Raw genomic sequence first — 24,086 nt, forward strand, 5'->3', positions numbered from 1 at the left:
CCGCTCCCCGCCGCCGAACCCGGCGGCGGGGGGCGCGCCCTGGCGGAGCCGCCCCTCAAGGCCGTCACCGTGCCGTACGCGCGGGTCAGGGTATTTGCAGCAGGTCGCTGAGGGCGGCGGGCCTGACGACCATGCAGTCGTGACCGCTCTCCAGTTCGTGGACGCGCGACGGCTCGCCGTTGGGCTGGGCCGCCGGGACCGGCCGCCGGGTGACGCCCGCGGGCACGTTGCCGACGCAGAGGATGTGGGACCGGGGGATCAGGGCCGCCGCCGGGCTGTCCATCTCGACCGGCTGCCGGAAGCACAGCACCGACTCGTCGGTGAGGGTGCTCCTCAGCCACGCGGTGTCGCCGGGGTCGGTGACGCCGAACAGGCCGAGCGGGGCGGGGCGCTCCGGCAGCGGCGGAATGCGCCAGGGCTCGGCGGTGGCGGCGGCGCCGTCGATCAGCGCCTGCGTCAGCGGCATGACGTCGATGGCGTTCTCGCCGTGCACCGGCACCATCGCGTCGACGTACACCAGACGCGAGACGCGCTCCGGGATCCGGTTCGCCACGCCGGAGATGACCATCCCCGCGTAGCTGTGCCCGACGAGCACGACGTCGCCCAGGTCCTGTTCGAGGACGAGGCCGGCGATGTCGTCGATGTGGGTGGTGAGCCCGACCTCGGGGCCGAGCAGGTGCGCGGTGCTCCCGCGGCCGGTGAGGTCGGGTGCGTGGACCCGGTGGCCCCGGGCGGTGAGCAGCGCGGCGACGCGCTCCCAGGACCGTCCGTCGTGCCAGGCACCGTGGACGAGGACGTAGGTGGTCGGGCTGGGCATGGGTGTGCCTCCGTGGAGCGGACGTGGATCTGCCGACAGGCGAAGGGCGGGCCGGGAACGCGGGGGTCCGGCCGCTTCGCCGCGTACCGTCGACAGTAGGGATCCGACAGGTACCTCTCGGTACCCTTCGGATCCATGAGCCTCCGCCCAGGAACCGTCTTCCTCGCCGACTGCCCCGCCCGGCTGGCCATCGAGGTCATCGCCAGCAAATGGGCCGTGGTCACCCTGTTCGCCCTGAGCGACGGCCCCCTGCGGCACGGCGAACTGGCCGAGCTGATCGGCGGCGTCTCCCGCAAGGTCCTCACCCAGACGCTGCGCCGCCTCCAGGCCAACGGACTGGTCGAACGGCGCGCCTACCGCGAAGCGCCGCCGCGCGTCGAATACCGCCTGACCGAGCTGGGCGGCACGCTCACGGAGCCCATCTCGGCCCTGACCGCCTGGGCGAGATCCCACGGCGAGGCGATCGCCACCTTCCACGAGCGGGCGGGCGGGTCCGCTCCCGGGCCGGCCGGAGGGCGTTGACGTGCGGCGCCGGTGATCGTACAGTTTTTGACGGCATCGAGTGTCAGCGTCAAGCCCTGGCTTGCTGACCGGCAACCCTCCACCGCGGCGGGGTGCTCCAGGTGAAAGCCCGGCAGGGTCACCGACCCGGCAAGCGCGGCATCCCGCACCCTGGGCGGGAGCGTGCCCGCCGGTCCGAGCGTCCCCGCCGTCCGGATCGAGGGGCGAACACCGATCGCCCCCCCTCGGCTGGCAGCCGGACGCCGCCCGGGCGGCGGGCACGGGACCGGCGTCCGTCCCGGCCTGACCCGGGGGACCACGACACCCGGACCACGACACCCGGACCACGAGAACCCGACCACGAGAACCGGGGACCCGGAGAACCGGGACCCGGGGGAGACGCCCGGGGGGCGGCCCCGACCGGCGGCCGGAACACCGGACCAGCGCACAGCGAAAGGCAGGCACATCGTCATGGCACGCCGAGTGGTCGTCGTCGGGGGCGGGGTGATGGGCTCCTCAGCAGCCTGGCACCTGGCGTCCCGGGGCGACGAGGTCGTCCTGCTGGAGCAGTTCACGCCGGGGCACGACCGGGGCAGCTCGTACGGCAGCTCCCGGATCTTCCGGCTGGCCTACGCCGACCCCTTCTACGTCGGCCTGGCGGTACGGGCGCTGCCGCTGTGGCAGCGGCTGGAGGAGGAGGCCGAGGCGGAGGTGCTGACGCTGAACGGCGTGGTCGACCACGGCCCCGCCGCGATTGTCCGCCGGTTGGAGGACGTCCTGGGCGCGGCGGGCCGTCCGACCCTCGCGCTGACGCCGGCCGAGGTGGCCGAGCGGTGGCCGGGGCTGCGGGCCGACACCGCGGCGCTGTTCCACCCGGAGGCCGGCCGACTGCACGCCGACCGGGCCGTCGCCGCCTTCCAGACCGCCGCCCGCAAGCGCGGCGCGCAGGTCAGGCACGGGGTGAAGGTCGCCCGGGTGACCGCCCGCGGTACGGGCGCCGACGTCGTCACCGCCGAGGAGGAGGTCATCGCCGCGGACGCCGTGGTGGTCGCCGTCGGCGGCTGGACGCCGCAGTTCCCGGCCCCGGGCAACGAGGGACTGCCCGCGCTGCGGGTCACCGCGGAGCAGCCCGCCCACTTCCCGGCAGCGGACGCGCTGGAGTGGCCGAGCTTCATCCACCACGGCGGGGCCGGGCTGCCCGAGGGGTCCGGGATCTACGGGCTGGGCAGCGTCGACGGCGTGAAGGCCGGCTTCCACGGCATCGGCCCGGTGGTGGACCCGGAGCGGGACGAGCGCGTCATCGACCCGGTGGTGCTGCGGAACCTCCAGGAGTACGCGGAGCGCTGGCTGCCCGGCGCGGACCACGCGCACCCGACCACGAAGACCTGCCTCTACACGACGACCCCCGACCACGACTTCGTCATCGACCGCAGCGGACCGTGCACCGTACTGGCCGGGTTCTCCGGTCACGGCTTCAAGTTCGCGTCGGTGGTCGGGGAGCTGGCCGCCGACCTGGTGGCGGGACGGCCGGGCCCCGACCGGTTCGCCAGGACCCGCTTCTGACCGCACCCGGGCCCGGGCGGGGTGGCGAGCGGCGGCGGTGACGTATCCGGCCCGCCCGGCGCGGGCATCGCCGTTGACGGCGCCGCACGCGGTTGCGAAAGTTGTCGCAACATCGGTCGCGTCGACGTCGTCCCGGAGGGCGGTTCCCCATGGTGAGCGGTACGCACAGCGCATCGGCCCGCGACGAACTGGCCTCGTACGCCACCGGGTTGGCCGACGCGCTGCCGCCGTACGCCAGCCCCGGCGGGGCCCGGATCCGGCTCGGCGTCAACATCGCGCACCACGACGACACCGCCGCCGACCTGGAGGGATACGCCCGGCCGCTGTGGGGCCTGGCCCCGCTGGCGGCCGGCGGCGGCGCCTTCGCGCACTGGGACCTGTGGTCCCGGGGCCTGGCGGCCGGCACCGACCCCGGGCACCCCGAATACTGGGGCGCCCCCGAGGACATCGACCAGCGCACCGTCGAGTCCGCCGCCCTCGGCTTCGCCCTGGCCCTGGCGCCCGACAAGCTCTGGGACCCGCTCACCGGTGCGGAAAAGGACCGGGCCGGCGCCTGGCTGGCCCGATTCCTCCACGCCCGCACCCCGGAGAACAACTGGAACTTCTTCCCCGTCATGGTCTCCCTCGGCCTCGACCGGGTCGGCTACGCCCACGACCGCGACGCCCGGCACGCCCGCCTGGACCGGCTGGAGACCTACGCGCTCGCCGACGGCTGGTACCGCGACGGCCGCACCGAGCAGCGCGACTACTACATCCCGTGGGCCATGCACTTCTACGGCCTGGTCTACGCCGCCCTCGCCGGTGACGAGGACCCCGCGCGCGCCGCCCGCTTCCGGCAGCGGGCCGGCGACTTCGCGCTCGGCTTCCGGCACTGGTTCGCCGCCGACGGCTCCGCGGTGCCGTACGGGCGCAGCCTCGTCTACCGCTTCGCCCAGGGCTCCTTCTGGGGCGCGCTCGGCTACGCCGGGGTCGACGCGCTGCCCGCGGGCGAGGTCAAGGGGCTGCTGATGCGGCACGTGCGCTGGTGGCGCGAGCGGTCCGCGGCGACCTCGCCCGGCGGCCTGCTGAGCATCGGCTACGGCTATCCGCAGCCGGGCGTCGCCGAGCAGTACAACGGTCCCGCGTCGCCGTACTGGGCGATGAAGGCCTTCCTGCCGCTGGCGCTGCCCGGGGGGCACCCCTTCTGGACGGCGCCCGAGCAGCCGCTGCCCGACCTGCCCGACACCCTCGTGCAGCCGCCCGCGGGGGCCGTGCTGCTGCGCTCCGGCGGTGACGTCACCCTGCTCAGCGGGCGCCAGCACAACACCTGGGCGCGGGGCGGTCCGGCGAAGTACGCGAAATTCGCCTACTCCACCCGCTTCGGCTTCAGCCTGCCCGCCGGTGAACTCGGCCTGGTCCACGGGGCGTACGACTCGACGCTCGCCCTCAGCGACGACGAGGGCGAGCCGGTGCACTTCCGGGTGCGCGAGACCTGCGAGGACCCCGCCGCGACGGGCTCCACCGCCACGGGCTCCAACGGCTCCGGCTCCGCGGACGGCGGCGGGATCGAGGAGGCCGGCACCGTCCGCAGCACCTGGCGGCCGTGGGCCGACGTGGAGATCACCACGTGGCTGACCGCCGCCGCGCCCTGGCACCTGCGCACCCACCGCATCCGCACCGGGCGGGCGCTGCACACCGCCGAGGGCGGCTTCGCCGTCGACCGCGACGGCGGCCTGGCCGCCCGGGAGGAGGACACGGGGCGGGCGCTGGCCGTCAGCGCCGGCGGCGACCTCAGCGGACTGCGGGACCTGGCGGCCCCCGGCCCCGGGAGCGGCGCGGCGCGGGAAGGGCGCGTGATCGACCTGCTGCCCGGCACCAACGTCCTGGCCCGCCGCACCGCCCTGCCGACCCTGCTGACCCGCCTCCCGCCCGGCGAGCACTGGCTGCGCTGCGCCGTCCTCGGCTCGGGCCCGGCGGGGGCGGCCGGCTGGCAGGACGCCCCGCCGGCGCCCCGGTACTGACCGCTCAGGCGTCCAGCGGGTGCCCGGTCGTGGCGTCCGCATGGGCGGGGATCTCGTCGTGGCGGTCGCCGACCGTCAGGGTGCCGGTCGGCCGAAGAGCAGGATCGACGCGCCCGACGGCGACGACGGCCGGTGCCCGGTCCCGCGGGGGACGGTGAAGACCGAACCCCGGGGGAGCAGCACCGTACGCTCGGCCGCCGCGTCCGGCGGAGCGCCTTCGGCCCCGCGCAGGCCGCTCCCGGCCCAGGCGCGGCGGCGGATTGCGCGGCGGCGCCCCGGCGCGGCAAGGTGGCCGGATGAGCGGTGCGGGGGAAGCGCGGCGGCGCGCGTCGGAGGCGCACGGGGCCGCGACAGGCGTACGCCAGCACATCGCCGTGCTGCTGCCCGTGGCGCTCGCGGAGGATCCGCCGTGGGCGGCGGGGCCGCTGCCGTTCGAGGTCGGCCCGCGGATCGCCGACGCCGACGGCAGGCGGGGGCTGTTCACCTCCGCCGCCGCCCGGGCGCTGTACGACCGCCGGTGGCATCTGCGGACGTCGCGGGCGGAAGGGCCGCTGCGGCTCGACGGCATGGAGCTGCTGCGTACCCCCACCGCCAGGTCGCCGGAACGCGCCCTGGCCGTGCTGCACTTCACCGTCGCCGACGGCACACCGGTGCTGCCGCTGCTGCGGGCCGTCAGCCACCGGCGGCAGGCCGGGCCCGACCCGCTCGGCGGGGCCATGGCGCCGGCCGCGCTGCTCGACGGCGTCGCCGACACCGCCGCGCCCGCGGGCCCCTTCGCCCTCTCGCGGCCCTACACCGTGACCTTCCTGACCCCGGGGCCCGCCCTCGGCCCGCTCGCGCTGCGCGACCCGGACACCGGCGAACTCCCGGCCGGGTCCGATGACTTCCTGCGCTCGCTGGCGTCCCGCTCGGTGCCCGACGACCTCCCGCTCGCCCCGGAGGCGCTGCCGGAGCTGCGGGCCGCGGTCCGGCGGATATCGGCGGACTGGAGCGCGCTCGTGCTCCGCCAGGGGGCCGCCTTCCTCGGCCACCGGCCCGACACCGGCGCCGGCGACTTCTACGACTGGGCCGAGTACAACGCCCGTACGGTCTACCTCGACGCGCTGCTGCTCGGCACCGCCCAGCGCGACCGCATCGACGAACTCACCGACGACCTGTCCGCGGTCTTCGAAGGCCCGGGCCTGGCCCGCAGGGTCGCCGCCCTCGAACAGCACATCGCGCTCTTCCGCAGCACCTTGTGGCGCCAGCACCTCAGCGCCCACGGCCCGGCCAACGACCTGCTCGTCGCCTTCCAGGCAGAGCACCGGCTGCCCGAGCGCTTCGAGCAGATCCTCGCGGAGGCCGCGGACTACGCGCGGCTCGTACAGACCCAGGAGAGCCAGCAGATCGCCGGCGCGCTCGGCGTACTGACCGTGCTTGGGCTGCCGCTCGGCACCGCCCTGTCCGTCCTCCAGGTGCTCGGCGACTCCCACCCCTGGCACCTGGCCCTCGCGCTGGGCGCCTCGCTCGCCGCGACCGCCGCCGCGCTCACCACCCGCTACGGCCGCCTCGTGGTGTCCTCGCTGCGCGGCGGCGCACGGCGCCGCTGAGGGCGCACGGTCCGGCCGCGGAGGACCGGGAGTAGGCTCAAGCTGAGGTCACGGGGGGTACGGGATGCGGGAAGTCACCGGCGAGGCCGAACTGCGGGAACTGATCGGGGAGCCGACCGCCCGTGTCGCGGGCAAGGTGCGGCGCGAACTGGACGCGCTGGACCGGGCGTGGCTGGCGGCCACGCCTTTCCTGCTGATGGCCACCTCGGCGGCCGACGGCTCGTGCGACGTGTCGCCCAAGGGCGACCCCGCCGGCTTCACACTGGTGCTGGACGAGCGGACGATCGCGGTGCCGGAACGGCCGGGCAACCGCAGGGCCGACGGCTTCCGCAACATCCTCGGCAATCCGCACGTCGGGCTGATCTTCGTGATCCCCGGGCGCGGCGACACGCTGCGGATCAACGGGCGGGCCCGGCTGGTGCGGGAGGCGGACTTCTTCGACCGTATGACCGTCGAGGGCCACCGGCCGCCGCTGGCGGTGCTGGTGGACATCGACGAGGTCTTCTACCACTGCTCGAAGGCGTTCCTGCGCAGCGCGCTGTGGAACCCGGAGCGCTGGCAGCCGGACGCGGCGCCGTCCCGGGCGCGGATCGCGCAGGGGCAGGAGCGCCAGGACCAGGATCTCGCGGAGCTGGAGGTGTACTACGGCCCCGGTTACGGCCAGGATCTCTACAGCTGACCTCGACCGGGGCCGTACGTACGGCGGTCCGGTCAGTTGTGGCTGTGCAGGGCCGCGTTCAGGCCGCCCCACGAACCGGTGCGCTGGAGGACCTCCACCTTGCCGGTGGTGGAGTTGCGGCGGAAGAGCAGGTTGTCGGCGCCGGACAGTTCGACGGCCTTGACGATCTGGCCGTCGGGCAGCGTCACCCGGGTGCCGGCGGTGACGTAGAGGCCGGCCTCCACGACGCAGTCGTTGCCGAGCGCGATCCCCAGGCCCGACTCGGCGCCGAGCAGGCAGCGTTCGCCGACCGAGACGATCTGGCTGCCGCCGCCGGACAGCGTGCCCATGATGGACGCGCCGCCGCCGATGTCGGAGCCGTCGCCGATCACCACGCCCTGCGAGATGCGGCCCTCGACCATGGAGGTGCCCAGTGTGCCGGCGTTGAAGTTGCAGAAGCCCTCGTGCATCACGGTGGTGCCCTCGGCGAGGTGCGCGCCGAGCCGGACGCGGCCCGCGTCGGCGATACGGACCCCTGCCGGGGCGACGTAGTCCGTCATCCGGGGGAATTTGTCGACGCCGTGGACAGCCAGGTGCAGGCCCTCGGCGCGGGCCGCGAGGCGGGCGGCGCCGAGATTGGCCACCGGGACCGGGCCGATCGAGGTCCAGGCGACGTTCGCCAGCACGCCGAACAGGCCTTCCAGATTCTGCTCGTTCGGGCGGACCAGGCGGTGGCTGAGCAGGTGCAGCCGCAGATACGCGTCGTGCGCGTCGAGCGGCTTGTCGTCGGTGGACGCGATGGTGGTACGGACGGCGACCACCTCGACACCGCGGCGCGGGTCGGGACCCAGCGCGGCCGGGGCCGCGCTCCCCAGGGCCTGCGCGGCCTCCTCGGCGGTCAGCCGCGCGGTGCCCGCGGGGCCCGGCTCCGCGGCGAGCTGCGGGGCGGGGTACCAGGTGTCGAGCACGGTGCCGTCGTCGGCGACGGTCGCAAGTCCGACGCCGATGGCGCCGGAGGCACGGGAGTCATTCATACGCATGACGCTAACGCGTCCCCGCGCGCCCCGCGCACCCGGCCCGCCGCGGCGGCGCGTGGGGCCTGGCCGCCGCGGGAACGGCGTTCGTTCCCGGTGGACGGCCCGCTCGCCCCCGGGCCCTTCCCGCCGGGCGGCCCGCTCGCGCCCCCGAGCCTTCCCCGGCGCCGGCGGACCGCCGCGGGCCGGGGAGTCGGCCGGTCGCTACAGGGAGGCCTTGATGCGGCGGGGGGCGTCGAGGAGCCGGCTGAGGCCGCGGACCAGGGCGGGGGGCTGGTCGCTGTCGTCGGCGGAGACGTGGAGCACGTAGTAGACCTGCTCGATGGACGGCGGTCCGACCGCCAGGGTCCGCAGGGCGGCCTGGTGGGCGGTCGCCTGGCCGGTGCGTACGAGGTAGGCGGCGGCCATCGAGCCGGTGCGGCCGACGCCGGCGCCGCAGTGGACGAACACCGGGCCCGGCGAGCGGCGGACGACGGCGACGAAGTCGGCGACCTGCTTCTCTGTGGGGGTCTGGCCGTCGCGGATCGGCAGCCGGACCGCGGTGAGGCCCGCCTGCGCGGGGCGCGACAGCTCCGCGGCCGACAGGTCCTCGGCCCGCAGGTCGACCACGGTGCGCACGCCCTGCCGGGCGAGTTCGCGGTAGCCGGCCGCCGTGGGCGCCGAGCCGCGCCAGACCTTGGTGTCGACCTGGAGGTAGTGGTGGATGCCCGCCGCGGTGTGCCGGCCGCCCGAGGAATCGTGCCGGGCCCAGCCGGACAGCGCGAGCATGCCGCCGGCCGAGCCGGCCCACAGCACGCCGTATCCGAGCAGGCAGCAGACCAGGGACCGGGAGAGCTGGCCGAGGAGTTGGCGGCCGGTGACGGGCGGGCGGGTGACCGGGAGGAGGTCGGACGCGCGCAGGACGACAGTGGGGGCCGGTGAGGGGGACGACAAGCGCTGTTCACCACCTGGGCGTGAGCCGGGGACGGGGGCGCCGCGGCCTTCTGCACGCGGCGGCCGTCCCAGCAGACTACCTGTCAGCGCCGGGACGCCCGGCCCGCCGGAGCCGTCAGTGGGCGCGGTCGGCGTTCCCGTCGCCCAGCACGGTCGCGGTCGCCCGGTTGGCCATCGCGTCCGAGAGGCAGCCGCGCAGCCGCATCATGTCGTGCGAACTGAGCGCCGGGCGGACCACGGCCGCGTAGACCGCGCCGGAGAGCCTGCCCAGGCTCGCCGCCGGATTGTCGACGGCCGTCGAGCGGCGGCAGCTCTCCCACAGGTCCTGGGCGGCGAGTTGGCGGGCGGTGTCATCGCTGGTGCCGTGCACCTCGATCTGGAAGACGACGATGCTGGCGGCGGCGTTCGGCCGGGACTCGGCGCGGGTCTCGGTGGCGTCGGACAGCGCTCGGACGCCGAAGACCAGCAGCGCCACGGCGGCCACCGCGCCGAAGGAGGCGGCCACGGCCCGCAGCGGCCGGGCCCGCGGGACGGCCGGACGGTCCTCCAGCTGCGGCAGCGGCCCGCGGACGCCGCCCGCCGGGGCGGCCAGCGGGGCCAGCCGGCCGGCGAGGCGGCGTTCGGCGCCGGGGCGGGCGGTGACCGCGGCGATCCGCTGGATCACCCAGGCCAGGCCCGACAGCGCCGCGCCGGTCACCATCAGCACCGGGACGAAGACGAAGGTGCGGCCGGCGCCGTCCCGCGGATCGCCGCCGAGCCAGCGGAAGGCGTGCACCGACTGCTCCTCGCGGGAGTGCTCCAGCCGCCGCCTGATCTCCTCGACGCGCGTGTCGGCCTCGGTGAGCCGCTGTTCGATGCGGCCCATCCGGCCGAGCATCACCACCAGGACCAGGAAGCCCTCGACGGCGAGCAGCAGCACACCGCAGACGATGGCGCGCTGCCACTCCCAGCGGTAGAGGTAGATCACCAGGTAGACGGCGGCGGCCACCAGGCACAGACCGCCGAAGAGGTAGCTGATGTACTTCATGCCGCTGCCTCCTTGCCGGCGGCGGTCATCGCCCCGGGCTGCTCCTGTGCGGCGGCCGGCCCCGCGGGCCGCTCACCGGGCGCGGGCGGTGTCGCGGCCTGTTCGCCGGGCGCGGCCGGCGCCGCGACCTGCTCGACGGCGCCCGTGCCGCCGTCCACCCGCAGCCGGGTGCCGGGCGGGAAGCGGTCCAGCGCGCCGGGCACCCCGACGACGGTGGGCACCCCGTACTCGCGGGCCAGCACGGCCAGATGGGACAGCACGCTGCCGGTCTCGGCCACCATGCCGGACAGCTCGGGCAGCAGCGGCGCGAGCGCGGGGGACAGCGACCGTACGACGAGCACCGCGCCGGCCGGCCGGTCGCCCTCGCCGTGCCAGGCGGTCCCGGTGCCCTGGCCGCCGCCGGCGCCCTGGCCCGCCGTGCCGCCCTTGGGACGGCGGCCCACGGCGACGGCCACCGGCCGGCCCTCGGCGAGCCGGAAGGCGGCGGGCAGCGGCGGGGTGTCGGGGCGGGGGGTGCGCGCGGCGAGGTCGGCGGGCCGGCCGCCGCCGTCGGCGACGCCGGACAGCTCGCTCCAGCGCAGCAGCGCGATTCTGTCCCGCTCCGCGGCCGGGCAGTGCGCGTCCATCCGGGCGCCGACCTCGCGGACCATCGCGGTCTGCATCTCCTGCACCCAGCGGATCCGCAGCCGCAGCCCCTCGCGGACCGACAGGAAGCCGACCCCGCGCGGCAGTCCGTGCCGCCCGATGTGCTCGGGAAGCCCGCCGCGCTCCGCCAGGCCCGGCGGGAGCAGGGCCAGCAGGACGGGGTGCCGGCTGATCAGCTCCTCGTCGGTCAGCCCGCCCTCCCGGCCCTCGGCGAGCACGGCCAGCGCCTCGCCCGCGGCGGTGTTGCCGGGGTCGTCGCTCAGCAGCGCCCCGGCGAGCGACTCCTGCGCGTGCAGCGAGGCGATGACGGTACGGCCCCAGGCGACCGCGTCCAGCAGCTCGCCGCCGAGCAGTTGGTGCGGGGCGGCCAGGTCGTGCAGCTGGCGGTCGACGTCGGCGGCCAGGTCGCGGGCCAGCAGCGGCAGGGCGCTGCGCAGCCGCCCGACCCGCCAGGCCGAGGCGGCACGGCGGGCGCCGGGCGCGGGATTGATGAAGTTCAGCACCGGGTGGGCCGGCGGGGCGGCCCCGAGCAGGAGCAGGTCCGCGGCGGCCCTGCCGTCGACGCCGCGCACCACCGGGGTGCGCCGCAGCACGCGCCGCGGGGCCGCGCCCGCGATGTCCAGGGCGAGGGTCAGGCCCTGGTTCATCGGGGCCAGCCAGAGGTCCTCCTCCAGGGGCTGCAGCACGTTCGGCAGCGTCTCGGCGACCGGCCCGGGACCCAGCAGCCGGGCGTGCCGGGAGGGGCGGGCCGCCATGGCGGTGATGGGCCGGGACTGGAAGAGCCACAGCGTGCCGTCGGCGTCGAAGCCGAATTCGACGTCCTGCGGGCTGCCGTAGACGCGCTCGGTGCGGCGGGCCAGCCGGACCAGCTGGGCCAGCATGCGGCGGTTCAACGGCAGTTGGGCGCGCGGCAGTTCGGGCTCGATGTGCAGCCGGTGGCCGTGCCGGCTGAGCTGGTAGCGGACGCCCTGGGTGCTGCCGTCCACCAGCTGCTCGGGGCCGCCGGTGACGGCACTGACCAGGATGCGGTCGAAGCGGCCCTCCACCGGGTCCGCGCCGAACATCACACCGCCGGCGGCGGCCGTCAGCATCGGCTGGACGAGGACGGACATCCCGGCGTCCGCGGCGTCTGCGCCGTCCCCGGCAGCCGTCGCGTCCGGCGCCTTCCGCGCCGGTGCGCCGGCCGGCGCGGCGCCGTCACCGCGCCGGGGCGCGGGCACCAGGTCGCCGACCCGGGCGGCCGAGTCCTGCACCCGGCGGACGGCCGCGGTGAACGCCTCCCAGCCGCGCACGTCCAGCACGGACTCGAAGCGGCCGGCCATCGAGGAGTCCTCGGTGTCCTCGTGCGCGGAGGACGAACGGACCACCAGCGGGCGGCCGTCGGCGCCGCCCAGATCCCGCCAGGCGGCGCGCAGCGCGTCGGGACCGCTGGGCACTCCGGCGGCGCGCGCGGCGGGGACGACCACGAAGCCGGGCAGTACGGGCAGGCCCACACCGGCGGCGCGGGCCAGGTTGGCGGCCTTCGCCCCGGCCAGGCCCGGGTCCCGGGCGGCGTCGGTGTCCAGCGGCACGACTGCGAGCGCGTCGGCGTCGATCTCCATCAGGGCGCTCCTTCCCCGGCGCCGCCGGTCGGGCGGCGCGCCCCGGGCGCCGGGAGATCCAGCGGTCCGGGTGAACTTCTGCTGTGCTGTGGTGACAACACCGCTTCACCCCAAGTCCTTTCCTTATCGGCCGGGGTTGATCCCTTTCGTTCGGCCACATGACTCATTCGCGCTGCTACGAGGGCTGTTTGCCGGGGGTTCGCGGACGGGTGGTGCGCGGTTTCCCGCCGGGCCGCCCCGCGCGGCGGACGCGTTCCGGCCTCCGCGCTTCCGCGGGACCCGCTCGTGGGGGAGCGGGCGGTCCCGAGGGCCTACGCTGAGTGCGCGCGGCGGCGCGGTCCGCCGTCGCAGCCGAGCCCGAACGCCGAATGGGAGCTGTCCCGATGTCCGCAAGTCCCCTCGTCATGCCGCCCGTACGGCTGCTTCCCGCGGAGGAACTGGCCCAACTGGCGCTGTCCGTGCCGTTGCTCGACCGCGCGCTGCGGCTGGCCCGGTGGGCGGCGCCGGAGCGGGCGGTGGACGCGATGGGAGAGCTGCTCGACGCCGACCTGGACGCCGCCGCCGGTGAGTTGGGGCTGACCGGTGAGGACGCGGGCGAGGACGCCGAGGTGGACGGCCTCGGGGAGGCCGCGCAGGCGTGGGCCGTCGCCGTGGACAGCGGGCTGGTCGTGCTGGAGATCGACGAGGAGGCCGAGGAGTCCACCCCGCTGGGCGAGGCGGCCGGCCGGGCGGTGCCGGGCGAGGCGTACGAGCGGGTGGCCGCGGGCGACCCGCAGGACGTGCTGGAGGTGTGGCTCGCCGCCGCCGAGGCCGCGCTCGCCGAGGCCGCGTCGCCGGACATCGAGCAGCTGCGGGACGCCCTGGACGACGGCGAGGGGGCGGCGGCGCACGAGCCGGACTGGGACCCGGACGAGGAGGCCGAGTTCCTCGACACCGCGCTGGCCAACCTCTACACCCTGATGGCGCTGGACGACGGTACGGACACCGGCCAGGGCGCGGTGCCGCTGCCGGTGCTGGCCGCCTCGCTGGTGGTGCCGGACGAGATGGACCAGCCCAGCGACGCGGTGCTCGAAGAGGTCACCGAGGTCATGCTGCGGCTCGACGACCACTTCCGGCTGCTCGCGCCCGCCGGGCTGGTGGACTACCAGCCGGTGGACGAGGCGCTGATCGACGAGGAGGACGAGCCGGCGCTGCCCGAGCCGGGCGACGAGCTGGACCCGGCGGAGATCTCCCGCTACGGGCTGGTGCGGCTCACCCCGCTCGGGGTGCACGGGCTGCGCGAACTGCTCATCGACGCCGGGGCGTCGGCGCCGGCGGTGGGCGACCTCGCGGGCGCCACGGGCACCGACCTGCTGAACGCGCTGGCCGGCTACCCGGACCACGCGGCCCGCGCCGAGGCCGAGTTGTGGCTCACCGACCGCAAGCCGGTCGACGCGGCACGGGAGTTGCTGGCCGCCGGCCGCGGCAGCGACGACGGCGCGCCGGCCCGCCGGCTGATGTGCCAGCAGACCCTGACCCTGGTGGGCGCGGAGGCAGAACCGGCGCTGCGCGAGGTGCTGGACGACCGGCAGCTCGGCGGTCTGGCCCGGGTGTGGCTCACCGAGAGCGGCGCCTCCGACGTGCCCACGCCCGACGCGGACATGATCTTCTGGCTGACCATCGACACGCTGGCCGCCCAGCTCGACGCGGACGACGACCCGGAGCTGCTGTCGGACCTGGTGCGCGACCTGGTCGCGCGGCACGACGGCTTCTTCGACGCGGCCTGGCGGGTGGAGCACCCGGCGACCGCCGACGTGCTGGAGGCGATGGGCCGGCTGCACCCGGACCGCAGGGCCGCCAAGGACGCCCGCAAGGCCGCGTTCAAGGCCCGCTCCCGCGACGGTTCCTGAGCGGCGGCGCCGGGGGCGCACGTCCACGGACGGCTCCCCGGCGCACGCGGACGGCCCGCGGCCCGGCGTACGTATACGGTCGGCGGCCGGACGTACGGTCCCGGCCGCCCCCGCCGTCAGCGGATCATGGACCGGGGCCGCCCCGGAGCGCGCCTCCGGAGCGGCCCCGGCGTTTCCGCGCCGCTCAGCAGCCGTTGAGGATCGAGCTGAGCGCCGACTTCTCCGCGCTGTCCACGGTCAGCCCGTAGTAGTTCTTGACCTGCACCCAGGCGCGCGCGTAGGTGCACTGGTACGACGCGCGGGGCAGCCACTCGGCCGGGTCGTCGTCGCCCTTGGAGCGGTTGGACGACGCCGACACCGCGAGCAGCTGCGGCCGGGTCACGTCGTTGGCGAAGCCCTGCCGCTGGGCGGTGGTCCACGCCCAGGCGCCGGATGCCCACGCCTCGGACAGCGGTACGAGGTGGTCGATGTCGAAGGTCGACGGGTTGGTGGAGACCACCCCGTCGTAGGCGCTGGTCCAGGTGCCCGAGGTGGACTTGCAGGAGCTGTCGGTCACCACACCGCTGCCGTCGCGCTTGAGCACGTACTCGCGGGTGTCACAGGTCCCGGAGATGGTGATCCAGGTCGGGAACAGGTCGCGGTTGTAGGTGGAGGCGTGGGTCTCCGCGGTCGCCGTCATGGCCGAGAGGTAACTGCGGGCGGTGGACGCGGCGATGGGGGTGGGCAGCGCGGCCTGCGCGGAGCCGCTGGTGGCCAGCAGGGCGGTGGCGGCGAGCGCGGCGGCGCCGGCGAGCGAGCCGATCCGGTACGCGAGGGGGTTTTTGGGCATGGCTGAGCGCTCCCGTGGCTAGGGGTGGGGGTGGTACTGCCGTGCTCAACCAGCGTCCCGGCCACGGGTCTATGCGGGTAGACGGTCACCGGTAAAATTTAGGTGACCATGACATTCGTAATGGTGTCAGGCAGGAGAAGCGCATGCGAACGGCCCGGCTCCGCAAGGGAGTCCGGGCCGACGCGGGCCGTGCCGTGATCGCGGGGGTGTCGCTCAGAGGGCGCTGGACCCCGGAGCGACCAGGGACTTGGCGGTGCGGCCGTTCACGAAGGTGCCGAGCGCGGTCATCTCCCACTCGCCGGAGAACTGCTTGACCAGCTTCGCCATCAGCACACCGGTCTTCGCCTCGCCGCCGGTAAGGTCGAAGCGCACCAGCTCCTCGCCGGAAGCACCGTCCAGCAGTCGGCAGTACGCCTTCGCGACCTTGTTGAACTTCTGCCCGGAGTAGGAGTTGACGGTGAAGACCAGGCCGGTGGCCTCCGGCGGCAGCCCGCCGAGGTGGACGGTGATCGACTCGTCGTCGCCGGAGCCGTCGCCGGTGAGATTGTCGCCGGAGTGCTGGATCGCGCCGTTCAGCACGGTGAGCCGGCCGAAGTAGCAGGTCTCCAGGTGGTTGCGCTGCGGGCCGTACACGAGCACCGAGGCGTCGAGGTCGATGTCCCGGCCGCCGTAGGCGGGCTCCCAGCCGAGGGCCATCCGGACCGAGGACAGCAGCGGCTTGCCGCCCTTGACCAGCGACACCGTCTCGTTCTTCCGCAGATTGACCCGGCCCTTGTCCAGGCTGATCCGGCCGGGCGCGGCGGGTGCCGCGGCCGGGGCGGGCGGCGCGGACGGCGGGGGCGGCAGATGCGCGGCGGCGGGACCGGACGGCGGGGCTGCCTGCGGTACGGCGGCCGGGGTGGTCGGGGCCGCGGCGGGCTCCTCGACATTCACCCCGAAGTCGGTGGCGATGCCCGCCAGGCCGTTCGCATAGCCCTGCCCGACGGCGCGGACCTTCCAGGCGCCGCCCCTGCGGTAGACCTCGACGACCACCAGGGCGGTCTCCGGGCCGAGACCGGCCGGCGCGAAGCTGGCGATCACCGAACCGTCGTCGGCATTGCGCACGGTGGCCGTCGGCGTCGTCCCGCCGAAGGCGCCGCCGCCGTCCAGGCTCGCCGTCACCACGATCTTCTCGATGCCGGCGGGCACCGCGTCGGTGTCCACCGTGATGGCGTCCGGCCCCGACCCGCCGCCCGAGCGGTGGGTCACCCCGGGGCCGCCCTGCGGCTGGTTGTAGAAGACGAAGTCGTCGTCGGAGCGCACCTTGCCGTCGGCGGTAAGGAGCAGGCCCGAGACGTCGAGCCGCACCGGGGCGGCCACGTCGACGGCCACACGGGGAACGGACAGCGGCACATTCGAGCCAGGCGTCATTGCGGTCATGTCCCGCTAACGACCGACTCCGGTTTGCGGTTCCATTACCGGGCGGCCCGCGGGACGGCTTTCAGCGCGAGGCCGTCGGTGGACCGCGCGGGCAGCGCGAAGGCCGAAGCGGCCTCCGGCGGAAGCGGGCGCAGACCGAGCAGGCCGTGCACCGCGGCGGTGGCCAGCGTGTGCCACAGCCCCGCGTGCCGCAGCATCGCGTGGTCCCCGCCGGGCACCTCGTACCGGCACACCCGGGCGCCCGCTTCCCGCGCCCGCGCCGCCGTCAGCAGCGAGTCCCGCGGGGAGGTGATCCGGTCGGCCGTCGCGTGCGCGAAGACCAGCCGGCTGCCCGCCAGTTGGGCGACCGGGTCCTCCGGCGGGCACCACGCGGCGAGGGCGACCACGCCGACGACGCCCGGCTCCGCGGCGATCCGCAGCGCCGCCCGCGCGCCCAGCGAATGGCCCACCAGCACGGTGGGGACGCCGCCGGTGCGCTCCCGCAGCGCGGCCAGCGCCTCGGCCGCGTCCTTCGCGGTGTCGGCGCGCTCCCCGTTCCACCCGCGGTGCCGGTAGCGCGCCTCCGCGAAGGCGATGCGCGGATCACGCATCGCCCGGATGAACGGTCCCATGCGCCTGGCCGGCAGATTCAGCCACGAGGGCCGCCGCATGCCGTGCGCGGTGCCGCCGTGCAGCACGAGCACGGCCCACTCGGGCGCGGCCGGAGCCGGCCCCATGACCATCGCGCGATACGCCACCGCTGCCGTCCTCTCGTCACGTCCCACCCCGCCATCCTCGCGCACCCGCGGTGTCCCGGTGGCCCCGCGCGCGGACGGGACGTCAGTACGGCCAGATCGGGGGGTCCGTGCAGAAGGCGCCGCCGAGGTTGGCGTGGGCCGGGTCGGCGGGGTCCAGCTCGCCCTGGGCGGCGATCAGGGGCGGGGCGAAGACCTCGGAGTCGTCCTGGGGGGCGTAGCCCAGGGCGCGGGCGGGGGCGAGGTCCCACCACAGCCTGGTGTTGGCCGAGCTGCCGTAGACCACCGTGTGGCCGGTGACCTCCGCGGTGAGCGCCGCGTGGAGCAGCCGGGCACCGTCGGCGGGGCTCATCCAGACCGACAGCATCCGGACCGTCGTCGGCTCGGGGAAGCACGACCCGATCCTGATCGACACCGTGTCGATCCCGTGCAGGTCGGCGTACAGCTGCGCCAGATCCTCGCCGAAGCACTTGGACAGGCCGTAGTAGGTGTCGGGGCGGCGCGGGGTGCCGACCGGGATGAGCGGGTCGTCGCCCCGCGGGCGCGGGGTGAAGCCGACCGCGTGGTTGCTGGACGCGGACACGATCCGCCGCACCCCTTCCTCGCGCGCCGCCTCGTAGAGGTTGTAGGTGCCCTCGATGTTGGCCCGCAGGATCTTCTCGAAGGTGGACTCCAGCGAGATGCCGGCCAGGTGGACGACGGCGTCGACGCCGCGTACGGCGGCGCGCAGCGCGTCCCGGTCGGCGAGGTCGGCGGTGATCGCGTCGGGCTCGCCGTCGATCGGCAGCAGGTCCAGGAGCCGCAGCCGGTAGCCGTAGGACGGCAGCAGTCCGCGCATGAGGGTGCCGAGACCGCCGGCGGCGCCGGTGAGCAGAATGGTGCGGGGAGTGGGCATGGGGAGGTCTCCTCGGTCTCACCGGCCCCAGGGGGCCACTGACATGACATGCGCGGGCGGGGGCCGGCGGCGCGGCGGGCCGGCGGGCGCCGCGGGGGAGTATATCCGTGGCCGAGGTTCAGGTATATGGACAAGCGCGATCCACTGGGAGTGCGTCTGACCTGTGCTCGTCGGCTTGACCCGCACGCGGATGCTCGCCTAGCGTGGCAGCGTTCATGAATATAGACGTGAATCATATGAGCGCACAGACCGGACCTTCAGGGGGAACCCGATGACCTCACCCTCACTCGCCGAGCGTCTCGACGGCCTGCTGTTCTTCCCCGTGACGGCCTTCGGCCCGGACGGCGGTCTCGACCTCGACGCCTTCCGCGCGCACGTGCGCGCGGGCGTGGACGCCGGCGCGGCGGCCGTCTTCGCCTGCTGCGGCACCGGGGAATTCCACGCCCTGTCGCCCGCGGAATTCGGCGCGTGCGTGGCCGCCGCGGTCGAGGAGACCGCGGGCCGGGTGCCGGTGGTCGCGGGCGCCGGCTACGGCACCGCCCTGGCGATCGAATACGCCGGGATCGCCGAGCGGGCCGGCGCCGACGGGCTGCTGGCGATGCCGCCGTATCTGGTCGCCGCCGACCAGCAGGGCCTGCTGCGGCACTATTCGGCGCTCGCGGCCGGCACCGGCCTCGACGTCATCGTCTACCAGCGCGACAACGCTGTCTTCGCGCCCGCCACGGTCGTCGAACTCGCCAAGGTGCCCAACATCATCGGCCTCAAGGACGGCTACGGCGACCTCGACCTGATGCAGCGCATCATCAGCGCGGTCCGCACCGAACTGCCCGGCGACGGCTTCCTCTACTTCAACGGCCTGCCCACCGCGGAACTCACCGGCCTGGCCTACCGCGGCCTCGGCGTCACCCTCTACTCCTCGGCCGTCTACGCCTTCTCGCCGGAGATCGCCCTCGCCTTCCACCGGGCGCTGACCACCGGCGACGACGCCACCGTCGACAAGCTGATCGACGGCTTCTACCGCCCGCTGGTCGACCTGCGCAACCAGGGCCGCGGCTACGCCGTCTCGCTGGTCAAGGCGGCGGTACGGCTGCGCGGCCTGGACGTCGGCGAGGTCAGGCCGCCGCTGTCCGAGCCGTCCGCCGCGCACGTCAAGGAACTGGCCGACCTCATCGAGCGCGGGCTCGCGCTGGCGGGCGAGCGCTGACATGCTGACCTCCGCCTTCGTCTACCCCTGGGACGTGATGGGCGACCCGGCCGCCGCGGACCGGATCGCCGCGCTCGGCGTGCGGCAGGTCACCCTCGCCGCCGCCTACCACTCCACCCGGGCACTCACCCCGCGCCACCCCCGGCACCGGGTGGTCACCGCCGAATACGCCGCCGCGCTCTACCCGCCGGACGAAAAACGCTGGCAGGGACGGGAGTTGCGGCCCCACCCGGCCGGTGCGTGGGCCGCGGCCGACGACCCCTGGGCCACCGCTGCGGCCGAACTGCGGGCCGCCGGGCTCGATGTGCACACCTGGGTCGTGCTCGCCCACAACTCCCGGCTCGGCGCGGAGCATCCGGACACCAGCGTCGTCAACGCCTACGGCGACCGCTACCCGTGGGCGCCCTGCATCGCCAACCCGGCCGTCCGCGGCTATCTGCTGGACCTCGCCGCCGAGGCCGCTGTACGCCCCGGCGCGGGCGGCACCGAGCTGGAGTCGCTCGGCTGGTACGGGCTGGCGCATCTGCACGCGCACGACAAGCTCGGCGGTGTGCCGCTCGGGGACGCCGCCCAGTACCTGATGTCCCTGTGCTTCTGCCCGCACTGCCGGGACGGTTACGCCGGTCTCGGCGCCGACCCGGAGGAGCTGGCCGCCGCGGTGCGCACCGCCATGGCACCGGTGTGGGCGGACGGCAGCGACGCGGCGGGGCTGCCCGGGATCGAGCGGCTGCTCGGCGCGGAAAAGGCCGCGCTGACCCTCGCCTGGCGTACCGGGACCGCCGGTTCGCTCCAGGAGCAGGCCGTCGCCGCGGTCCGCGGGGCCGCCGGCCCCGGCTTCCAGGTGCTGCTGCACGCCGACCCGGCGGCGTACCGCTGCGGGGCCAACGCCGGTGTGCGGCCGGACCGGATCCTCGGCCACGCCGACGGCCTGGTGCTGCCCTGCCCCGGCGGGCCTGCGGGCGCCGCGGGCCGCGCGGCGGTGCTCGGCCCGGTCGCCGCGCACGCGGGCCCGCACACGGTGGTGGCCGCCAACTTCACGGTGGTGTCCGGCATGGGCGGCAGCCCCGGCACGCTCGCCGCCGACGCCGCGCACGCCGCCGAACTGGGCGCCACCCAACTGCGGCTCTACCACGCGGGACTCGCCGCCGACGCCGACCTGGCGGCGGTCCGCGAGGCCCTTCCCGCGGGCTGACCGGAGCGCGGCGATCATGGGGGTACCGCCGCGCCCCGGGCCCCACCGGTCGGGTGAGGCAGGAGGGTGGTGCATACCCAAGTCGTCACCGGGACGTGGGAGGTTGCCGTGTTCCCGGACTTATTTCCGGGAGATTTCCACGCGCCGCTGCCGGTCGTTCAGAAGCCGCCGCCGACAGTCGCGGTGGCGCCCGAGCCGTAACCCGCGGTGACCGTGTAGCGGTCGCCGTCCGTACCGCCCTGGCCCTGCGCGTGGTTGAACTGCCCGGAGAAGGTGTACGTGCCGGGGCCCAGCGTCTGCCCCGGGTCGAGCGTCCAGCGGTAGACCAGGAAGTGGCCCTCCACGGTCATCCGGGCGGCGGTGCGGTCCGGGACCGACGACCACGAACCCGTACTGGACTCGCCGTTGTCCGTGGCGATCCGCAGTTCCACGCTCAGCGAGGTCAGGGTCTGGCTGGTCGTCAGCTCGACATCGCTCTGCGTCCAGTAGTCGTTGCTGCTCGCCGCGATACCGCCGTTGGACGACAGCGGGCCGCTGCCCGCCGGCGCCCCGGAGCCGCCGCCCGCGCCGCCCGTGGGGCCGGGCGAGGCGCCCCGCGTGCCGGCCGGCGGGCGCTGCGACGACGGCGGCGCCGGGGGCGCGCTGCTGCCGGCCGTGCTGTGCGGCGGGGCGCCCTTGTGGTGGCCGGGGGTCGTAGCGGTGTGCCGCGGCACCGGCGCCCGCGCGTCCGCGCTGCCCGGGGTGCCGGACACGGTGGCCGGCGACCGGTCGCCGGCCGAGCCGCCCGAGGTGACGACCGTCCTGGCCGGCTGGCCGCTGCCGCCGACCGCGCCCACCGCCAGGCCCCCGATGCCGATCGCGCCCGCGACCGCCGCCGTCACCGCGGTCACCCGCATCCAGGGCGCCGCCGGCGGCCGGTCGTGGCCCCGGGCGCCGGCCTCGTGCGCGCCGGACCCGGCGCCGTCCGCGGCCATCGCGTGCTCGACCCTGGCCAGCATGCGCTGCCTGTCGGGCCGGTGGGCGGCGGCCGCGTCGCGCAGCCGCTCCGGCAGATCGGTCATCACATTCCCCGTCCCGTACGAGTACGAGCACGAGTCACAGGACCCGCCGCACCCAGCAATCGCTGTGCGCCCGGGCCGATCTCGCCCGCAGCGCCGTCCGCCGCGCCGGCCGTGCCCTCCGGCTGCCCGGCGCGCGGCAGGCGTCCGGGACCGGCGGAACCGCGTACCGTCGCCGATCCGGCCTCCTGCACCGTACCGGCTTCCGCCGTCCGGGGTTGGAGCAGCCTTTCCAACTCCGCGATGCCGCGCGAGGTCTGGCTCTTCACCGTGCCGACCGAGATGCCCAGCGCGGCGGCCGTGTCACGCTCCGACAGGTCGAAGGCGTGCCGCAGCACCACACAGGCCCGCTTGCGGAACGGCAGCCGCTGCAGCGCCTCCCGCAGGTCCAGCACCGCCGGCAGGTCGGGCCCGTCGGTGCGCTCGGGGCGCTGCGACCAGAACAGCGCGATCCTGCGCCGCTCGCGCATCGCGCTCCGTATCCGCGAGCGGGCCAGGTTCGCCACCACACCGCGGGCGTACGCCGCCGGGTGGTCGGCCGTGCGCACCCGGTCCCAGCGCCGCCACAAAGCCACCAGGGCGTCCGCCGCGAGGTCGTCGGCCGCGTCCGCCTCGCCGGTCAACAGATGCGCGAGCCGGGCGAGTTCGGCGTAGTGCCGTTCGAAGAACGCGTGGAACGCGGCGGCATCGTCGTCGACGACAGTGCCCACGGTCACCTCTTCCTGCCCGGACCTCCCCGCCACGGCGCGGCGAGAGCGTAGCAGCGGGGAAAGGCTCTGGGCAGAGGTCGGGAATCATCTTCTTCCCGGCGGTAAGCGCTGGTGGACGCGGTGTGATCGGGCAGTTGCCAGCGGCATCAGCCCGGGACGCGGCACGCGGCGCTCAGCCGGCGGCACGCACGCAGCGCTGGACCCGGGTCAGCAGCGGCAGATCGAACGCGCCCGCGCACGTCTCGGGGCGCGAGCGCAGATAGGCCCTGATGCGCTCCTTGGCCGCCTCCCGCTCGGCGGGCTCCATCACCAGGATGTGCGAGTGCGTCGCCACGGTGGCGATCAGCGACTCGGCCGTACGCCGCTGGGCGTGCGGGAAGTCGGCGTTCTCCGTGGCGGAAAAGGCCGGGTGCGGCTCGATCCTGCGCCCCGGGCGATTCGCCCAGTCGGTGAACGACGCCTGGGTCGGCGAGACCTTCGCCAGGCCCGCGACCCACTCGACCCCCTCGTCCTCGGCGTTGGACAGCGTCGCCAGCGGGCCGCCGGGGCGCAGCACCCGGGCGATCTCGGGCAGCGCCACCGCCTGGTCGAACCAGTGGATCGCCTGCCCGACGACGACCGCGTCCACGGACGCGTCCGGCAGCGGGATCCGCTCGGCCGAACCGGCGAGCGCGGTGGCCTCGGGCACGTGGCGGCGCAGCTCGGCGAGCATCGCCTCGTCGGGCTCCACCGCGGTCACCCGGTGGCCGAGCGCCACGAGCGGCCGGCTCAGCTTGCCGGTGCCGGCCGCCAGGTCGAGCACGTGCAGCGGCCCGGGGCCGGCCGGCTCCAGCGCCCAGGCGGCGGCGTCCGCCGGATAGTCGGGGCGGTGCTCCGCGTACTCGGCCGCCGCGGCCCCGAAGGCCGCGGCCCGCCGGGCGTGCAGGTCCGGGTCGTACCCGGTGTGAGGAGTACCCATGAGCCGACCCTACGGCGGGCCCGCCCGCCTGTCGCGGCCGGCCGCGGGTCACAGCCGCCGGGTGGCCAGCAGCAGGCGGTCGCGGGCGTCGAAGAGGGCGTCCTTGATCATCTGCTCGTGCCCGCCGGTCAGCCGGGCGACCGGTACCGAGCAGCTGACCGCGTCCCGCGCGGGGGTCCGGTAGGGGACCGCGATGCCGAAGCAGCGCAGCCCCAGCGTGTTCTCCTCGCGGTCCACCGCGAAGCCCTGCTCGCGGATCACCGCCAGCTCCTCGATCAGCTTCTCCCGGTCGGTGTGGGTGTGCTCGGTGAGCGGCTCCAGCGTCTCCGGCAGCAGTTTGCGCACCTGCTCGTCGGTGTACGTGGCGAGCAGCGCCTTGCCCAGCGACGTGGAGTGTGCGGGCAGCCGCCGCCCCACCCGGGTGAACGGGCGCAGGTAGTGCTGCGACTGGCGGGTCGCCAGATAGACCACGCTCGTGCCGTCCAGCCGCGCCAGGTGAATGGTCTCGCTGGTGTCGTCCGACATCCGGTCCAGCGTCGGCCGGGCCGCGGCCACCACCTCGTCACCGTCGATGTACGACGTGCCGACCAGCAGCGCGCGCACCCCGATGCCGTACCGCGTGCCGGTCGCGTCGGTCTCGATCCAGCCCAGCTCGACCAGGGTGCGCAGCAGCATGTAGAGGCTGGACTTGGGGTAGCCGACCGATTCCTGCACCGACGCCAGGCTGTGCATGCCGGGCCGGCCCGCGAAGAACTCCAGCAGTTCCACCGTGCGGACCGCGGACTTGACCTGGGAACCGGCTCCCTCGACAGCACCCATGTGCGCTCGAC

General features: G+C 75.4%; 20 protein-coding genes, 2 pseudogenes and 1 riboswitch. Of the genes and pseudogenes, 8 read left to right on the forward strand and 14 right to left on the reverse strand.

The features are described from left to right. Nucleotides 1-85 precede the first annotated feature (85 nt). On the reverse strand, nucleotides 86-817 hold the full coding sequence (locus OHA86_RS29310) for an alpha/beta fold hydrolase (RefSeq protein ID WP_329180018.1): 732 nt from the start codon (nucleotides 815-817) through the stop codon (nucleotides 86-88). A 135-nt stretch (nucleotides 818-952) separates the two neighbouring features. On the opposite strand from OHA86_RS29310, the gene OHA86_RS29315 reads away from it, so the two are divergent. The 3 genes from OHA86_RS29315 (at nucleotide 953) to OHA86_RS29325 (ending at nucleotide 4,881) form a co-directional block, all read left to right on the forward strand. Continuing rightward, on the forward strand, nucleotides 953-1,339 hold the full coding sequence (locus OHA86_RS29315; protein ID WP_329180019.1) for a winged helix-turn-helix transcriptional regulator: 387 nt from the start codon (nucleotides 953-955) through the stop codon (nucleotides 1,337-1,339). Between the two features lie 32 nt (nucleotides 1,340-1,371). Beyond that, a riboswitch (SAM riboswitch) is annotated at nucleotides 1,372-1,481 on the forward strand. A 308-nt stretch (nucleotides 1,482-1,789) separates the two neighbouring features. Further along, on the forward strand, nucleotides 1,790-2,881 hold the full coding sequence (locus OHA86_RS29320) for an FAD-dependent oxidoreductase (RefSeq protein ID WP_329180022.1): 1,092 nt from the start codon (nucleotides 1,790-1,792) through the stop codon (nucleotides 2,879-2,881). Between the two features lie 149 nt (nucleotides 2,882-3,030). Next, nucleotides 3,031-4,881 carry a DUF2264 domain-containing protein gene (locus OHA86_RS29325; RefSeq protein WP_329180024.1) on the forward strand — a complete coding sequence of 617 codons (1,851 nt, stop codon included), beginning with the start codon at nucleotides 3,031-3,033 and terminating at the stop codon, nucleotides 4,879-4,881. Between the two features lie 4 nt (nucleotides 4,882-4,885). Here the strand turns inward: OHA86_RS29325 and OHA86_RS29330 are convergent. Continuing rightward, a pseudogene (locus OHA86_RS29330) lies at nucleotides 4,886-5,085 on the reverse strand (cupin domain-containing protein); the annotation flags it as partial. Nucleotides 5,086-5,177: 92 nt separating this feature from the next. On the opposite strand from OHA86_RS29330, the gene OHA86_RS29335 reads away from it, so the two are divergent. After that, nucleotides 5,178-6,470, forward strand: a complete 1,293-nt coding sequence (locus tag OHA86_RS29335; RefSeq protein ID WP_329180026.1) for a hypothetical protein — start codon at nucleotides 5,178-5,180, stop codon at nucleotides 6,468-6,470. A 64-nt stretch (nucleotides 6,471-6,534) separates the two neighbouring features. Continuing rightward, a complete protein-coding gene (locus OHA86_RS29340; protein WP_329180028.1) occupies nucleotides 6,535-7,149 on the forward strand; it encodes a pyridoxamine 5'-phosphate oxidase family protein in 615 nt (204 codons plus the stop codon). A gap of 32 nt (nucleotides 7,150-7,181) precedes the next feature. Here OHA86_RS29340 and dapD read toward each other — a convergent pair whose 3' ends face one another. The 4 genes from dapD to OHA86_RS29360 form a co-directional block, all read right to left on the reverse strand. Next, nucleotides 7,182-8,162, reverse strand: a complete 981-nt coding sequence (gene dapD, locus OHA86_RS29345; RefSeq protein WP_329180030.1) for a 2,3,4,5-tetrahydropyridine-2,6-dicarboxylate N-succinyltransferase — start codon at nucleotides 8,160-8,162, stop codon at nucleotides 7,182-7,184. 204 nt (nucleotides 8,163-8,366) lie between these two features. Next, on the reverse strand, nucleotides 8,367-9,095 hold the full coding sequence (locus OHA86_RS29350) for a phosphatase domain-containing putative toxin (RefSeq protein ID WP_329180032.1): 729 nt from the start codon (nucleotides 9,093-9,095) through the stop codon (nucleotides 8,367-8,369). Between the two features lie 115 nt (nucleotides 9,096-9,210). Continuing rightward, nucleotides 9,211-10,122 carry a hypothetical protein gene (locus OHA86_RS29355; protein ID WP_329180034.1) on the reverse strand — a complete coding sequence of 304 codons (912 nt, stop codon included), beginning with the start codon at nucleotides 10,120-10,122 and terminating at the stop codon, nucleotides 9,211-9,213. Next, a complete protein-coding gene (locus tag OHA86_RS29360) occupies nucleotides 10,119-12,368 on the reverse strand; it encodes a PEP/pyruvate-binding domain-containing protein (protein WP_329180036.1) in 2,250 nt (749 codons plus the stop codon). The genes OHA86_RS29355 and OHA86_RS29360 overlap by 4 nt, the downstream gene beginning before the upstream one ends. Before the next feature lie 383 nt (nucleotides 12,369-12,751). Here OHA86_RS29360 and OHA86_RS29365 point away from each other — a divergent pair, with 383 nt between their 5' ends. Further along, complete coding sequence (locus OHA86_RS29365) at nucleotides 12,752-14,257, forward strand: hypothetical protein (protein WP_329180040.1); 1,506 nt, start codon at nucleotides 12,752-12,754, stop codon at nucleotides 14,255-14,257. 184 nt (nucleotides 14,258-14,441) lie between these two features. Here the strand turns inward: OHA86_RS29365 and OHA86_RS29370 are convergent, their stop codons facing one another. The 4 genes from OHA86_RS29370 to OHA86_RS29385 all read right to left on the reverse strand — a co-directional run bounded on the left by OHA86_RS29370 (nucleotide 14,442) and on the right by OHA86_RS29385 (nucleotide 18,134). Further along, on the reverse strand, nucleotides 14,442-15,086 hold the full coding sequence (locus tag OHA86_RS29370; protein WP_329180042.1) for an HNH endonuclease family protein: 645 nt from the start codon (nucleotides 15,084-15,086) through the stop codon (nucleotides 14,442-14,444). 213 nt (nucleotides 15,087-15,299) lie between these two features. Continuing rightward, nucleotides 15,300-16,505, reverse strand: coding sequence for a TerD family protein (locus OHA86_RS29375; RefSeq protein ID WP_329180044.1), 1,206 nt, complete (start codon nucleotides 16,503-16,505; stop codon nucleotides 15,300-15,302). A gap of 35 nt (nucleotides 16,506-16,540) precedes the next feature. After that, the gene (locus OHA86_RS29380; protein ID WP_329180046.1) at nucleotides 16,541-17,269 is read right to left on the reverse strand and encodes an alpha/beta fold hydrolase; all 729 of its coding nucleotides are present in this window, start codon (nucleotides 17,267-17,269) and stop codon (nucleotides 16,541-16,543) included. 55 nt (nucleotides 17,270-17,324) lie between these two features. Continuing rightward, nucleotides 17,325-18,134 carry an NAD-dependent epimerase/dehydratase family protein gene (locus OHA86_RS29385; protein WP_329180048.1) on the reverse strand — a complete coding sequence of 270 codons (810 nt, stop codon included), beginning with the start codon at nucleotides 18,132-18,134 and terminating at the stop codon, nucleotides 17,325-17,327. Between the two features lie 271 nt (nucleotides 18,135-18,405). Between OHA86_RS29385 and OHA86_RS29390 the strand changes: the two genes are divergently transcribed. Both OHA86_RS29390 and OHA86_RS29395 read left to right on the forward strand, forming a co-directional pair. Next, nucleotides 18,406-19,338, forward strand: a complete 933-nt coding sequence (locus OHA86_RS29390; protein ID WP_329180050.1) for a 5-dehydro-4-deoxyglucarate dehydratase — start codon at nucleotides 18,406-18,408, stop codon at nucleotides 19,336-19,338. 1 nt (nucleotide 19,339) lies between these two features. After that, a complete protein-coding gene (locus tag OHA86_RS29395; RefSeq protein WP_329180052.1) occupies nucleotides 19,340-20,530 on the forward strand; it encodes a hypothetical protein in 1,191 nt (396 codons plus the stop codon). Nucleotides 20,531-20,688: 158 nt separating this feature from the next. Here the strand turns inward: OHA86_RS29395 and OHA86_RS29400 are convergent, their stop codons facing one another. From OHA86_RS29400 to OHA86_RS29415, 4 genes and pseudogenes are all read right to left on the reverse strand, one after another. Further along, nucleotides 20,689-21,591 (reverse strand): hypothetical protein, encoded by a 903-nt coding sequence (locus OHA86_RS29400; protein ID WP_329180054.1) that lies wholly within the window; start codon nucleotides 21,589-21,591, stop codon nucleotides 20,689-20,691. Nucleotides 21,592-21,794: 203 nt separating this feature from the next. Next, nucleotides 21,795-22,298, reverse strand: a pseudogene (locus tag OHA86_RS29405) (SigE family RNA polymerase sigma factor); the annotation flags it as partial. 172 nt (nucleotides 22,299-22,470) lie between these two features. Further along, nucleotides 22,471-23,256 (reverse strand): class I SAM-dependent methyltransferase, encoded by a 786-nt coding sequence (locus OHA86_RS29410; RefSeq protein WP_329180057.1) that lies wholly within the window; start codon nucleotides 23,254-23,256, stop codon nucleotides 22,471-22,473. 48 nt (nucleotides 23,257-23,304) lie between these two features. After that, nucleotides 23,305-24,075, reverse strand: coding sequence for an IclR family transcriptional regulator (locus OHA86_RS29415; RefSeq protein ID WP_329180060.1), 771 nt, complete (start codon nucleotides 24,073-24,075; stop codon nucleotides 23,305-23,307). Between the last annotated feature and the right edge of the window lie 11 nt (nucleotides 24,076-24,086).

Origin of the sequence: Streptomyces sp. NBC_01477 (genome assembly GCF_036227245.1) — a bacterium.
Taxonomy (GTDB): domain Bacteria; phylum Actinomycetota; class Actinomycetes; order Streptomycetales; family Streptomycetaceae; genus Actinacidiphila.

What these genes read in the sequence shown, in the direction of transcription:
- OHA86_RS29360 (WP_329180036.1), bottom strand. Translation starts at nt 12,368, where the DNA reads ATGGAGATCGACGCCGACGCGCTCGCAGTCGTGCCGCTGGACACCGAC.
- OHA86_RS29365 (WP_329180040.1), top strand. Translation starts at nt 12,752, where the DNA reads ATGTCCGCAAGTCCCCTCGTCATGCCGCCCGTACGGCTGCTTCCCGCG.
- OHA86_RS29390 (WP_329180050.1), top strand. Translation starts at nt 18,406, where the DNA reads ATGACCTCACCCTCACTCGCCGAGCGTCTCGACGGCCTGCTGTTCTTC.
- OHA86_RS29320 (WP_329180022.1), top strand. Translation starts at nt 1,790, where the DNA reads ATGGCACGCCGAGTGGTCGTCGTCGGGGGCGGGGTGATGGGCTCCTCA.
- OHA86_RS29340 (WP_329180028.1), top strand. Translation starts at nt 6,535, where the DNA reads ATGCGGGAAGTCACCGGCGAGGCCGAACTGCGGGAACTGATCGGGGAG.
- OHA86_RS29355 (WP_329180034.1), bottom strand. Translation starts at nt 10,122, where the DNA reads ATGAAGTACATCAGCTACCTCTTCGGCGGTCTGTGCCTGGTGGCCGCC.
- OHA86_RS29410 (WP_329180057.1), bottom strand. Translation starts at nt 23,256, where the DNA reads ATGGGTACTCCTCACACCGGGTACGACCCGGACCTGCACGCCCGGCGG.
- OHA86_RS29400 (WP_329180054.1), bottom strand. Translation starts at nt 21,591, where the DNA reads ATGACCGATCTGCCGGAGCGGCTGCGCGACGCGGCCGCCGCCCACCGG.
- OHA86_RS29335 (WP_329180026.1), top strand. Translation starts at nt 5,178, where the DNA reads ATGAGCGGTGCGGGGGAAGCGCGGCGGCGCGCGTCGGAGGCGCACGGG.
- OHA86_RS29310 (WP_329180018.1), bottom strand. Translation starts at nt 817, where the DNA reads ATGCCCAGCCCGACCACCTACGTCCTCGTCCACGGTGCCTGGCACGAC.
- OHA86_RS29370 (WP_329180042.1), bottom strand. Translation starts at nt 15,086, where the DNA reads ATGCCCAAAAACCCCCTCGCGTACCGGATCGGCTCGCTCGCCGGCGCC.
- OHA86_RS29325 (WP_329180024.1), top strand. Translation starts at nt 3,031, where the DNA reads ATGGTGAGCGGTACGCACAGCGCATCGGCCCGCGACGAACTGGCCTCG.
- OHA86_RS29375 (WP_329180044.1), bottom strand. Translation starts at nt 16,505, where the DNA reads ATGACCGCAATGACGCCTGGCTCGAATGTGCCGCTGTCCGTTCCCCGT.
- OHA86_RS29395 (WP_329180052.1), top strand. Translation starts at nt 19,340, where the DNA reads ATGCTGACCTCCGCCTTCGTCTACCCCTGGGACGTGATGGGCGACCCG.
- dapD (WP_329180030.1), bottom strand. Translation starts at nt 8,162, where the DNA reads ATGAATGACTCCCGTGCCTCCGGCGCCATCGGCGTCGGACTTGCGACC.
- OHA86_RS29415 (WP_329180060.1), bottom strand. Translation starts at nt 24,075, where the DNA reads ATGGGTGCTGTCGAGGGAGCCGGTTCCCAGGTCAAGTCCGCGGTCCGC.
- OHA86_RS29385 (WP_329180048.1), bottom strand. Translation starts at nt 18,134, where the DNA reads ATGCCCACTCCCCGCACCATTCTGCTCACCGGCGCCGCCGGCGGTCTC.
- OHA86_RS29315 (WP_329180019.1), top strand. Translation starts at nt 953, where the DNA reads ATGAGCCTCCGCCCAGGAACCGTCTTCCTCGCCGACTGCCCCGCCCGG.